At 46.2% G+C, this 12742-nt stretch carries 13 protein-coding genes and 1 tRNA gene; 2 read left to right on the top strand and 12 right to left on the bottom strand.

Annotated elements, in window-relative coordinates; translation table 11 throughout:
* Window positions 1-60: 60 nt before the first annotated feature.
* From secG to PUW25_RS00835, 8 genes are all read right to left on the bottom strand, one after another.
* Window positions 61-291 carry a preprotein translocase subunit SecG gene (gene secG / locus PUW25_RS00870; RefSeq protein ID WP_047913906.1) on the bottom strand — a complete coding sequence of 77 codons (231 nt, stop codon included), beginning with the start codon at window positions 289-291 and terminating at the stop codon, window positions 61-63.
* Window positions 292-386: 95 nt separating this feature from the next.
* Complete coding sequence (locus PUW25_RS00865; RefSeq protein ID WP_047913905.1) at window positions 387-566, bottom strand: YjfB family protein; 180 nt, start codon at window positions 564-566, stop codon at window positions 387-389.
* A gap of 130 nt (window positions 567-696) precedes the next feature.
* Entirely contained in the window at window positions 697-1983 is a 1287-nt protein-coding gene (gene eno / locus PUW25_RS00860; RefSeq protein WP_047913904.1) for a phosphopyruvate hydratase, read from the bottom strand.
* A gap of 109 nt (window positions 1984-2092) precedes the next feature.
* Window positions 2093-3637, bottom strand: a complete 1545-nt coding sequence (gpmI, locus tag PUW25_RS00855; protein WP_047913903.1) for a 2,3-bisphosphoglycerate-independent phosphoglycerate mutase — start codon at window positions 3635-3637, stop codon at window positions 2093-2095.
* A gap of 1 nt (window position 3638) precedes the next feature.
* Entirely contained in the window at window positions 3639-4394 is a 756-nt protein-coding gene (gene tpiA / locus PUW25_RS00850; protein WP_081872774.1) for a triose-phosphate isomerase, read from the bottom strand.
* A gap of 31 nt (window positions 4395-4425) precedes the next feature.
* Window positions 4426-5607, bottom strand: coding sequence for a phosphoglycerate kinase (locus PUW25_RS00845; RefSeq protein ID WP_047913902.1), 1182 nt, complete (start codon window positions 5605-5607; stop codon window positions 4426-4428).
* Between the two features lie 251 nt (window positions 5608-5858).
* The gene (gap, locus tag PUW25_RS00840; protein WP_047913901.1) at window positions 5859-6863 is read right to left on the bottom strand and encodes a type I glyceraldehyde-3-phosphate dehydrogenase; all 1005 of its coding nucleotides are present in this window, start codon (window positions 6861-6863) and stop codon (window positions 5859-5861) included.
* 91 nt (window positions 6864-6954) lie between these two features.
* Window positions 6955-7977 carry a sugar-binding transcriptional regulator gene (locus PUW25_RS00835; protein ID WP_047913959.1) on the bottom strand — a complete coding sequence of 341 codons (1023 nt, stop codon included), beginning with the start codon at window positions 7975-7977 and terminating at the stop codon, window positions 6955-6957.
* 332 nt (window positions 7978-8309) lie between these two features.
* Here PUW25_RS00835 and PUW25_RS00830 point away from each other — a divergent pair.
* Both PUW25_RS00830 and clpP read left to right on the top strand, forming a co-directional pair.
* A tRNA-Arg gene (locus tag PUW25_RS00830) sits at window positions 8310-8384 on the top strand.
* Window positions 8385-8588: 204 nt separating this feature from the next.
* On the top strand, window positions 8589-9188 hold the full coding sequence (gene clpP, locus PUW25_RS00825) for an ATP-dependent Clp endopeptidase proteolytic subunit ClpP (protein ID WP_047913900.1): 600 nt from the start codon (window positions 8589-8591) through the stop codon (window positions 9186-9188).
* 77 nt (window positions 9189-9265) lie between these two features.
* Here the strand turns inward: clpP and PUW25_RS00820 are convergent, their stop codons facing one another.
* From PUW25_RS00820 to PUW25_RS00805, 4 genes are all read right to left on the bottom strand, one after another.
* A complete protein-coding gene (locus PUW25_RS00820; protein WP_047913899.1) occupies window positions 9266-10021 on the bottom strand; it encodes an SIMPL domain-containing protein in 756 nt (251 codons plus the stop codon).
* Between the two features lie 204 nt (window positions 10022-10225).
* Window positions 10226-10495, bottom strand: coding sequence for an HPr family phosphocarrier protein (locus PUW25_RS00815; protein ID WP_047913898.1), 270 nt, complete (start codon window positions 10493-10495; stop codon window positions 10226-10228).
* Window positions 10496-10601: 106 nt separating this feature from the next.
* The gene (gene whiA / locus PUW25_RS00810; RefSeq protein WP_047913897.1) at window positions 10602-11558 is read right to left on the bottom strand and encodes a DNA-binding protein WhiA; all 957 of its coding nucleotides are present in this window, start codon (window positions 11556-11558) and stop codon (window positions 10602-10604) included.
* A 5-nt stretch (window positions 11559-11563) separates the two neighbouring features.
* Window positions 11564-12550 (bottom strand): gluconeogenesis factor YvcK family protein, encoded by a 987-nt coding sequence (locus PUW25_RS00805; protein WP_047913896.1) that lies wholly within the window; start codon window positions 12548-12550, stop codon window positions 11564-11566.
* Between the last annotated feature and the right edge of the window lie 192 nt (window positions 12551-12742).

The raw sequence follows: 12742 nt of genomic DNA, 5'->3' as shown, positions 1-12742 counted from the left end.
AGTTACAAAAGAGCCTTCGTTCCTCTGAGGAACGAAGGCTCTAAGCGTCCATGTGTTGAATTATTCAAATACAGCGACGAGAATCGCAAGGATCATAAACCCTGCTGCGAGACCAACTGTAACCCGTTGCAATACAAGTTCCAATCCGCGTGCTTTGGTTTTGCCAAATAGATGTTCCGCACCGCCGGAGATGGCACCGGAAAGACCCGCACTTTTACCTTGTTGAAGAAGAACGACGACGATTACACCGATGGCGAAAATAACGAGAAGCAATTTCAAAACGATATCCATAACTTCCACCTCCTATACGAAATGTGCGTAACTCCACGCAGTAAACAATATTTTTATTGTACCATACGCTCTGCACATATACAATCCGAAAGTCCTTAAGCTTTCAGATCAATCGAATGACCTGAGGTCGGATGCGGCGCACTCTGAGAGAGCATCTGCGCCATCTGATTGCCCATCACTTCCGCTTGACTCTTCGCCATATTCAGCACCTGAATGGATGCTGCCTGCTTAACGGCTGTCATGGACATGACTGTAGACATTGCTGCGATATCCATTACGCACCTCCTTTCTCTCCTCTATATCGGCAGAACGAACATTAAACTGCAATCGTGCATCATACACTGGGGGTAAGCCAAAAAAAGAGCCGCCCCGATGGGCGACTCTCCGTACTAAGCGGTTAGCTTATTATTTTTTCAGGTTGTAGAAGGAAGTCAGGCCGTTGTATTGAGCGAGTTCACCCAATTGATCTTCGATGCGAAGAAGTTGGTTGTATTTCGCGATACGGTCTGTACGGGAAGGTGCACCCGTTTTGATCTGTCCTGCGTTTGTTGCAACCGCGATGTCAGCAATTGTGCTGTCTTCGGATTCACCGGAACGGTGGGAGATAACAGCTGTGTAACCAGCGCGTTTCGCCATTTCGATTGCATCAAATGTTTCTGTAAGTGTACCGATTTGGTTAACTTTGATAAGGATCGAGTTACCGATCTTCTCGTCGATACCTTTACCAAGACGCTCTGTGTTTGTAACGAACAAGTCGTCACCAACAAGTTGGATTTTGTCTCCCAGTTTCTCAGTAAGGAGCTTCCAACCTTCCCAGTCATCCTCGGAGCAGCCATCTTCGATTGTAACGATTGGGTATTTATCAACCCAAGAAGCAAGAAGGTCTACGAACTCAGCGGAAGTAAAGGATTTGCCTTCACCAGCGAGTGTGTACTTGCCATCTTTGTAGAACTCAGTGGAAGCAACGTCCATTCCAAGAAGAACATCTTCACCTGGTTTGTAGCCTGCTTTTTCAATAGCTTCCATGATCGCGCCAAGAGCGTCTTCGTTGGAAGTGAAGTTAGGAGCGAAACCGCCCTCGTCACCTACAGCTGTGTTCAGTCCTTTTGCTTTCAGAACGGATTTCAGGCTGTGGAAGATTTCAGCACCTGTACGAAGAGCTTCCTTGAAGGAAGGAGCGCCTACAGGCAGGATCATGAACTCTTGTACGTCCACGTTGTTGTCCGCATGCTCACCGCCGTTAACGATGTTCATCATTGGAACTGGAAGCTGTTTCGCGTTGAATCCGCCAAGGTATACATACAGTGGAAGATCAAGAGCGTCTGCAGCTGCGCGGGCTACTGCCATGGATACAGCAAGGATTGCGTTCGCACCGAATTTACCTTTGTTTGGCGTACCATCCAAAGAGATCATCAGTTTGTCGATACCCAATTGATCAAGAGCGTCCATACCGATAATTTCTGGAGCGATTTTTTCGTTTACGTTCTTAACTGCGTTCAATACACCTTTACCAAGGTAACGGTCTTTGTCGCCATCACGAAGCTCAACCGCTTCGTGTGCACCCGTGGAAGCACCGGATGGAACGATTGCGCGTCCGATTGCACCGGACTCTGTATATACTTCAACTTCTACTGTAGGATTACCGCGGGAGTCAAGGACTTCGCGTGCGTATACGTCAGAAATAATTGTCATGAGTAATTACTCTCCTTTATTCTTCGATTCATTTTTGCTAGCTAGCATAGCATCTTCTATCATTAAACCCTATACGCGCATAGGATTGCAAATCGATTCGTTTAACAGCTTACTTGCGTCCTGAAATAACGGAATGTCCGGTCATTTCCGCAGGCTGCGGAAGTTCCATCAAATCAAGGATCGTTGGAGCGATATCTGCCAGAATTCCGCCATCGCGGAGCTCTACATTCTCAGATGTCACGATGAATGGAACCGGATTTGTTGTATGTGCTGTGAACGGTTTGCCGTTCTCGTCAAATACCATATCCGCATTACCATGATCCGCTGTGATCAGTACAACGCCGCCTTTTGCAAGAACAGCCTCTACCACACGACCCATGCATTCATCGGTCGCTTCTACTGCTTTGATCGTTGGCTCCAGCATACCGGAGTGACCCACCATGTCTGGATTTGCAAAGTTCAGGATGATCGCGTCATGCTTGTCTGCCTCGATCTCCTTCACACAAGCATCCGCAACTTCATAAGCGCTCATCTCAGGCTTCAGGTCATAAGTTGCCACCTTCGGCGAATTGATAAGAATGCGAGTCTCGCCAGGAAGCTCAACATCGCGGCCGCCGCTGAAGAAGAAAGTAACATGCGGGTACTTCTCTGTTTCCGCAATACGAAGCTGTTTCTTGTTGTTCTGAACAAGCACTTCACCAAGTGTATTATCCAGGTTCTTCGGAGAGTATGCTACATATCCTTCAACGGTTTCGCTAAAGAGTGTAAGACATACAAAGTGAAGTCCCTCAGGGAATTTGTCTCCACGATCGAAACCACGGAAATCCTGGTTGGTAAACACTTGAGACAGCTGAATTGCACGGTCAGGACGGAAGTTCAGGAATATAACAGAATCGCCGCTTTCCACGAGTCCCACAGGTTGTCCATCTTCCTTAACGATGACCGTTGGTTCAACGAACTCGTCGAATACGGATTTCTCGTAGGATTCCTTGACAGCCACCATCGGGTCCGTATATACCGGTCCGTCTCCATACACGATCGCACGATAAGACTTCTCTACACGTTCCCAGCGTTTGTCGCGGTCCATTGCATAATAACGTCCTTGCACGGTTGCGATTTTACCAATGCCCACTTCCGCAATTTTTGCATTCAATTGCTCCAGGAATTTGATACCGCTGTCCGGGGATACGTCGCGTCCATCGAGGAATGCATGGATGTAAACATCGTGCATATCTTCTTTTTTAGCCAGATCGAGCATAGCGAACAGGTGATTGATATGGCTATGAACACCGCCGTCGGACAATAGTCCGTACAGGTGAAGCTTTTTACCCGTTGTCTTCGCAGCACGAACTGCGCCTACGAGTGTTTCGTTATCGAAGAATTCACCTTCACGAATGGACTTGGAGATCCGAGTTAGATCCTGATATACGATACGACCTGCACCGATATTGAGGTGACCTACTTCCGAGTTCCCCATTTGCCCTTCCGGCAGTCCAACCGCTTCACCGCAAGCAGTGAGGGTTGTATGCGGATATTTCGCCATGTAACGATCATAATTCGGCTTCTTCGCTTGAGCTACTGCGTTACCCACTTCTGTGTTACGCAGTCCGAAGCCGTCCATAATAATCAGAGCTACAGGTTTTGGTGCAGTCATCTTACTTCGCCCCCTGAACGAGCGCGATGTAGGATTCAGGCTCCAGGCTTGCTCCGCCTACCAATGCACCGTCAATATCGCTTTGTCCAAGATATTCAGCTACATTCGCTGGCTTCACGCTTCCGCCGTATTGAATAACAACCGCATTCGCTACATCTTCGTTGTACAGACCTTTGATGATGCTGCGGATGTAAGCAATAACTTCGTTTGCATCTTCTGCAGTCGAAGATTTGCCTGTTCCGATCGCCCAGATTGGCTCGTAAGCTACAATCACTTGAGCTGCTTGGTCAGCAGCAAGTCCTGCAAAAGCCGCCTCTGTTTGCACTTTGCAAACGTCCTTCGTTTGATCTGCTTCACGCTCTTCCAATTTCTCGCCTACACATACGATCGGTGTAAGACCATGACGGAATGCAGCGTGGACTTTCTTGTTCACGGTCTCGTCGGTTTCGTTGAAGTACTGACGACGCTCGGAGTGTCCAATGACCACGTAATCTACACCCAGATCCTTCAGCATCAAACCGCTGATTTCACCTGTGAATGCGCCATTGTCTTCAAAGTGAAGGTTTTGTGCACCAATCTTGATGTTTGTGCCTTTCACTGCTTCTACCAAAGCCGGCAGGTTCGTAAAAGGAGCACAAATTACGCTCTCCACGCCTTCTGCTTCGACTTTGCCTTTTACCGCTTCGATAAACGAAGTGGCTTCCGGTACAGTTTTAAACATTTTCCAGTTACCTGCGATGACTTTTGTTCTGCTCACCGTTTATCGCCTCCTCAAATGGGATTCAAAATTATTTATCGTTCAATGCCACAACACCTGGGAGTGCTTTGCCTTCCATGAACTCCAGGGAAGCACCACCGCCTGTAGAGATGTGGTCCATCTTGTCAGCAAGATTGAATTTCTCTGCTGCCGCTGCAGAATCGCCGCCGCCGATTACAGTGTAACCTTCCGTTGCTGCACAAGCTTCTGCAACTTGACGAGTACCATGTGAGAATGGCTCAATCTCGAATACGCCCATTGGTCCGTTCCATACAACCAGCTTGGAGTTTTTGATCACTTCTGCATACTTCGCACGTGTCTTCGGTCCAATGTCAATGCCTTCCCAATCTGCAGGGATTTCATCGATGTTGACGATCTTCGTTTCTGCATCAGCGCTGAATTCTTTCGTAATTACGATGTCTTCAGGCAGAAGGAAGTTTTTGCCCAGCTTTTTCGCTTTATCGATGAAGCTAAGAGCAACGTCCATTTTGGATTCATCCAGAAGTGAAAGTCCGATTTCATGACCTTGAGCTTTGAAGAATGTGTAAGTGAGACCTCCGCCGATCAGTACGTTGTCTGCAAGGTTCAACAGGTTGTCGATCACATCAATTTTATCTTTTACTTTTGATCCGCCGATAATGGCTGTGAAAGGACGCTCTGGGTTGGACAATGCTTTGCCAAGTACAGACAATTCTTTCTCCATCAATAAGCCAGATACAGCTGGAAGATGATGCGCGATACCTTCTGTGGAAGCATGAGCACGGTGTGCTGCACCAAATGCATCGTTCACGAAAAGGTCAGCCAGTTCTGCAAATTGTTTTGCAAGTTCTGGATCGTTCTTCTCTTCTCCAGGATAGAAACGGACATTTTCAAGCACAAGCACGTCGCCGTTGTTCAATTTCTCGATTTCTGCTTTTACTGCTTCACCGACAGCTTCATCCGCTTTTGCAACCGGTTTGCCAAGCATCTCGGACAGACGGTTTGCAGCAGGTGTCAGACGAAGAGAATCAACGAATTCACCTTTTGGACGACCCATATGGCTCGCAAGAATCACTTTCGCACCGTTCTCGATCAAATATTTGATCGTTGGCAGTGTTTCACGAATACGAGTATCATCCGTAATCTTTCCATCTTCGAGCGGTACATTAAAATCGACGCGAACAAAAACGCGTTTTCCTGTTACTTCTACATCACGTACACTTTTCTTGTTCATCTCCACGTTCCTCCTAAGCGCTATCTACCACAGCCAATCACCGGCATCTTATATGCAGTTACGGTCCGGCCTTAAAGTGGACAGCCCATTTTTATTAAACAGCAGCATGATAAAAGTAATAATCTCTATATAATGTAATCTTCTATATCCGGTTTCCCCGGTTCTCTGGCATTAAAGATAAAATCATGGTGAAGAGGAGACCAAAAGCCTTGTTCTCCTCTTCACCTTATTTTAAATTCCTATCGTTGGTCTTACAGACCTTTGCTTGCGATGTAAGCAGCGAGGTCTACGACACGGTTGGAGTAACCCCACTCGTTGTCATACCAAGAAACAACTTTAACCATGTTGTCGCCTACTACCATAGTGGAGAGAGCGTCAATTGTGGAAGAAGCTGGGTCGCTGTTGTAGTCGCTGGATACAAGCGGCTCATCGGAGTAGTTAAGGATGCCTTTCAGCGGTCCGTTAGCTGCTTCTTTAAGCGCTGCGTTTACTTCGTCTACAGTTACGTTTTTGCCAAGCTCAACAACCAGGTCAGTTACGGATACGTTCTTAGTAGGAACGCGCATTGCCATACCGTTCAGTTTACCTTTCAGTTGCGGCAATACAAGGCTAACAGCTTTAGCTGCACCTGTTGTAGAAGGAATGATGTTCTCAGCTGCTGCACGAGCACGACGAAGGTCTTTATGCGGCAGGTCAAGTACTTGCTGGTCGTTAGTGTAAGAGTGAACAGTTGTCATCATACCTTTAACGATACCGAAGGACTCGTCAAGAACTTTAGCAAATGGTGCCAAGCAGTTTGTCGTACAAGAAGCGTTAGAAATTACTGTATGGTTAGCTGGGTCGTATTTCTCTTCGTTTACGCCCATAACGATTGTAATATCTTCGTTTGTAGCTGGAGCAGAGATGATAACTTTTTTAGCTCCGCCTTTAAGGTGAGCTTCTGCTTTTTCTTTCGCTGTGAAGATACCAGTGGACTCAACAACGATTTCAACACCGTTAGCTGCCCAAGGCAGGTTCTCAGGGTTGCGCTCAGCAAATACTTTAACTTCTTTGCCGTTAACGATCAGCGCGCCTTCTTTAGCTTCTACAGTTGCGTTCAGACGACCATGAGTTGTGTCGTATTTAAGCAAGTGAGCCAAAGTGCTTACGTCTGTCAAATCATTGATTGCTACGATTTCTACATCGCTGTTGTTCAGCGCTGCGCGGAATACGTTACGTCCAATACGTCCAAAACCGTTAATACCTACTTTTACCATGAGTAAGTTCCTCCCAAGTTTTGCTTTTATTTTATATATTCAAGACAAGCCTGTTAGGGCCCATCAAGACAACGAATCAGTGAATCAAATTCTATAAATCTTTAACAATTTCAGCTGCCGCCGCTTCATCAATGACAAGAATATCTTCCTGTCCGAAGCGAAGCACCGCCTGTATCGAAGCTGCCTTGCTCTTACCGCCTGCGATGGCGATAACAAGCTCAGTGTGTCTAATGTCCTCCAAACGCATACCTAGTGTCAGCATCGTATGGACGACCTCTCCCTCGTTATTGAAATAATAGCCGAAGGATTCTGCCACCGCACCTTCATCGCGAATTTCAGTAACCGTCTGAGGCGCCAGCTTGCGCCGTTTGGCCATTTCCATCGCACCGCCTATTCCATGAATCACGATGCGTGCCTTACGGATCATATCCAGAATTTCCTGTATGTTGGAGTCTTGTATAAGTGAATCATAGGCATGATTGCTTAGTAGATCAGGTACGTGCAGCAGCCGATATTGTGCTCCTAGCTTCTTGGCCATCATGGAAGCAATCGTATTTGCCTGAAGCTCCAGACTTTCTCCAAGTCCGCCACGTGCAGGCACAAACCATACATCTCTCTTAGAAGATGAAGGGGTCAGATGCTCTGCTATCGCTGCTGTCGTGGAACCGCCCGTTACAGCTACAACGTCTTCATCGTTCATGACGCTGAGAAGCGCCTTGGCACCGGCACGTCCAAGCTCACGCTTGGCATACTCTGAGTTCTCAGAATCACCTGGAACGACGATGACCTTACGAAGTCCATAAGTTCTTCTAATCTGCTCTTCCATCTCCGATAGTCCAAACAGTTCCTTGGCTACCGGTTCAAGCATTTCAAGCAGCTCTTCTCCAGCCTGGCTGATTCTCATTCCCACCGTCTCGATCTCTATGAGTCCTTGCGACTTCAGCAGATCTGTCTCTGCTCTAAGTACACGCTCTGTCATATCCATGGCGTTCGCAAGAGTTCTCCTTCCAATCACTTCCGAAATCATGATCTGGCGTAGAATGGTATACCTCTTCTTCATTACGTCCATGAGATCAGGTAGAAGCTGCTTCTGCACTTCTAATATCGTTCGCATGCTATCCACTTCCGCAAGCTCCTTCATTCCGGTCTCTGAGGTGGACTAAAAATGTCCCGGGTTAACTTTTTAAGTCCCACGTATATTTTAACTAAATCTGACGTGCGATGCAAGGGGTCCAAAAGTATATTTTACAAAGCCTTTTCCCTTTATTCGCTTGTGTAAAATATCACAATTTGAAAGTTGTATCTCATTCTCTTATCCCTTCAATTATTCCCTTCATCTATAGGTTGTACATATATGGCTCACATCAAACTCAATCGGGAGACTCTCTTGCAAATTTTTTTACATTCGGATATAATCAATATTGCTGTCACCGACAGTTATAACATGCGCCCGTGGTCCAACGGATATGACGTAGGCCTCCGGAGCCTGAGATCGAGGTTCGATTCCTCGCGGGCGCGCCATTATTATTAATGGTTCCATATACAATTAACCGATGAAACCGAGCAGGTTTCTTTTTTTATCAAAATAGTTTGACTTTCTTTGACTTTTTGTTTGAAATTGTTTATGATGTGGTTAATACGGAAACAGTGAGTATATGTAGATGTAGTTCCTGTTCTCGTGTCTCGTGAACTTAAACTCTAAATTTTTTTGAGGAGGTTTTTCGCATGAGTTATATTCCTATGGTCGTAGAACAAAGCAATCGCGGTGAACGCGCTTATGACATTTATTCCAGACTGCTGAAAGATCGCATTATTTTCCTTGGCAGTGATGTCAACGATGTCGTCGCTAATTCCATCATTGCTCAAATGCTGTTCCTAGCTGCGGAAGATCCGGAAAAAGATATTCATTTATACATTAACAGCCCTGGCGGTTCCATCACTGCGGGTATGGCGATATACGATACAATGCAATTTATTAAGCCCGATGTCTCCACAATCTGTATGGGTATGGCTGCTTCAATGGGCGCTTTCCTGCTTAACGCTGGTGCGAAGGGCAAGCGTTTTGCTCTCCCTAACAGTGAAGTCATGATCCATCAGCCGCTTGGTGGAGCACAAGGTCAAGCCTCTGATATTGAAATTCGCGCACGCCGTATTCTCAAAATGCGTGATAAGCTGAACCACATTCTGGCTGAACGTACAGGACAGCCGCTGGAGCGCATTGAGCGTGACACAGACCGCGATAACTTCATGTCCGCTGAAGAAGCGAAGGCATACGGTTTGGTTGACAAAGTTCTGGAGTCTTCCACACCTGAACAAGGTCTGTAAGACATAACAAAAATCCTCGATCCTGAAATTCAGGACCGAGGATTTTTTATTTTTCTAAATTCCATGGGTAAAAAATTTTACTTCAGCTCATATCGAACCGTCAGCTGTGTAGACAGCTTGATCTCTCCGCTCTCAATTGCTGTGTTGGCGCTGTCTTGACTTGAAGCAGCAGACTGCAGCTCCATGGATTCCTTGTAATAAGCTACTGGTTCATCAATACTTCCCTGGCTGACACTAAGAACGATACCCAGCTGACGCTGTGCCGCATTTGCGATCGCTCCAGCTTTAAGCTTCGCATTCGCCATCGCCTTGTCTATCACTTGTGTTTCAAACGCTTCTGTATCCTCGATAGAGAATACAACGTTATCGATCTGATTGGCTCCTGCATTGGTCGCAGCATCCAGCAGCTCACCGACTTTCTCTAGATTACGGTAAGACACTTTAAGCGTGTGATAAGCGGTGTAGCCCTTAATTTTCTGTCCATCCTTCTCGCTGTAAGTATAATTGGGCTGTACATAGAATTGATTCGTTTGAATATCCTTGCTGTCCACTTTCCAGGTATTTTTCAAGAGTGTAGTGATCTTTTGAATTTTGGCTGCATTCGCTTTTTGTGCCGCCGCTGCAGTATCCGCTTCCGATGATGCACCAATAGACAGGTAGGCAATATCCGGCTTAACTTCAATCTCACCTTTTCCTGTAACCGATACGAAGTTCTGTGTTGCCGCTGCCTCTTGGGCCAGCGCCGTCCCCCCTGCAGACCAGCTCCATCCTCCAACTAGTAGTGCTCCGGCAATGGCTGCGGCAGCGAAAGGTTTCATCCATTTCTTGTTCATCACTTCATCTAACCTCCTTGAATTTGCAATCTATACCATTGGACGCAGTCTTCTTAAAAAAAGTTTCAATATCCTCAAGCATGTCCAAAAAAACGAAAAAGCCACGATTCATCACTATGTCATTAAGCTAGAATTCAGCTTTAATGGCATCGCGATTACTCGAGGCTCTCTCTGTATTTAGGCGTTACAAAAAAGATGGCGGAATTATTGGTTCTCCAATTCTTCTTTGCTTACGAGACTTACTAAAGCGTTTACAGCCTGTTCTGAATCCGCACCTTCTGCACTAATGACAACTTCAGTCCCTGTGCTGATTGCAAGGCTCATAATTCCCATGATGCTCTTTGCATTTACTTTTTTATCATCTTTTTCCACAAAAATCTCAGACGAGTACTTATTCGCTTCTTGTACGAATAGTGCGGCTGGTCTGGCATGAAGACCCGTCTTCAAACGGACTACTACCGGGTGCTTTGTCATGGAAACTTACCCCCTCTACAAAATCTATACAACAATCAATACTTCATAATTATAAACATTATACCATTATAGCATGAATGAAACTAGAAAAAAAAAGAGTTATTGTCTACAAGTTTGAGTTCGTAAATAAACCCTTCTCTGTTCTAATTTTTTCAGCCATTTCATCAATTTTGCGCAGGCGGTGATTCACACCCGATTTGCTCACTGTCCCTTTTAGTAATTCCCCAACTTCCTTCAAATTAATATCCGGATGGGCAAGCCTTACCTCAGCGACTTCTCGCAGCTTATCAGGCAGGGTATCCAGCCCTACTTCCTTATCCAGGAATTTGATGTTCTCAATCTGGCGGACAGCTGCACCAATCGTCTTATTCAAATTGGCCGTCTCACAGTTTACAATCCGGTTCACCGAATTTCTCATGTCCCGCATAATTCGAACGTCCTCAAATTTGAACAATGCCTGATGGGCACCGATGATGCTCAGCATTTCGATGATCTTCTCGCCTTCTTTGATGTAAAAAATAAAGCCCTTTTTTCTTTCGATGCAGCGTGCATTCAGATTGAACTCATTTGCAAGATCAACTAAGGCCTGGCAATGCTCTTCATACATGGATGCAATCTCAAGATGATAGGAAGATCCTTCCGGATTGTTCACCGATCCACCAGCCATAAAGGCCCCCCGCAGGTAAGCCCGCTTACAGCAGTTTTTGCGGATAACCGCTTTCTCTATGCCTGGTGTGAACATAAATCCTTCCGATACGATGTGAAGCTCCTTTAATATTTCCTGAACTCTTGCCGGAATTCGGACGATATATACATTATTCTTTTTGAGCCGCATTTTCTTACGAACTAACAACTCGGTGTGCACTTGAAAGTGTTTTTTGAGCAAAGAATAAATTCGCCTTGCTATCGCGGCATTCTCCGTAGAAACGTCCAAAATAACCTTTTTGTTCGAGAGCTGAACCGCTCCAAGCATACGGATGAGTGCTGACAGCTCCGCTTTTTCACAGCAAGGCTCGCTTTCGATCATGGTTAGTTCTTTTTTGGTCTGTGCCGCAAATGACAAGGGTCTCACCTCTTTCGAATCATCCAATTTTGAACGAGCGTATAGATATGATGACTGAGCTTATTGGCATCATGTCTAAGATAGGTCCTGTATAGAACAAGCCGATCTGCAATACACTCGTTAGACAGCTTAAGTATTTCTTCCAGATCCATCTGTACAGGCTTAGCGCCTTGCTCCGCATACATCTCCTGTACCGGTTCTGGTATATCTCCATTATTTACAATAACGTAGTCGAACAATCTCGTCCCGATGTGCGCATCAATAGCTTTGAGATGGTCACTTACCGTATATCCGTCGGTTTCCCCTGGCTGGGTCATCACGTTGCAAATAAAGATCTTCGCCGCCTGGGAGGCAACGACAGCTTCTGCCAGTTTGGGAACGAGCAGGTTGGGCAAAATACTGGTGTAGAGACTGCCTGGACCTATAATAATGGCATCTGCTTGTTCGATAGCAGCGACAGCCTCTGGCAACGGCTCCACGTGATCCGGTTCAAGGAACACTCGTTTAATCCGGCCGCCATGCTCAGGGATCTGCGACTCACCGGTTACGATTGTGCCATCTTCCATTTCTGCGTGTAAAACGACGGCTTCACCGGCAGCGGGAAGCACCTGTCCACGTACTGCAAAGACGCGGCTGATCTCCCGGACTGCAGTCACAAAGTCGCCCGTTATATCGGTCATACCTGCCAAGATAAGATTGCCAAGACTATGTCCTGCCAAGCCATTACTTCCACTAAAACGATAATTAAGCAATTCTGACATCAGCGGTTCCACATCAGCAAGCGCTGTGAGTACATTACGGATATCGCCGGGAGGAGGCATCTGCAGCTCATCGCGCAATATGCCTGAGCTCCCCCCGTCATCAGCTACCGTAACGATTGCCGTGATATCAAGCGGCTTATTCTTTAACCCCCGCAGCATAACAGACAGCCCTGTACCCCCGCCCATTACGACGATATGCGGACGTTTCATTTGTTCAACAGCCACTTTCATCACTTCACCTTCTATAAGAAGTTGCTCAAGTTAAGCTATTTATCACCTAAGGGAATCCATTTCATACTACCTCTAACAGCGTTATGAAAACTGATTCTGACAAGAGCGGATTATACATCATATGCTGTAACCTCCGCAATGGCTATTATTAGCATGAACTTTCATACGGAATGCTCACCACAACTTTTAAAC

This window comes from Paenibacillus urinalis, assembly GCF_028747985.1.
Lineage (GTDB): Bacteria > Bacillota > Bacilli > Paenibacillales > Paenibacillaceae > Paenibacillus > Paenibacillus urinalis.
This window is presented reverse-complemented; position numbering and strand designations above follow the sequence as displayed.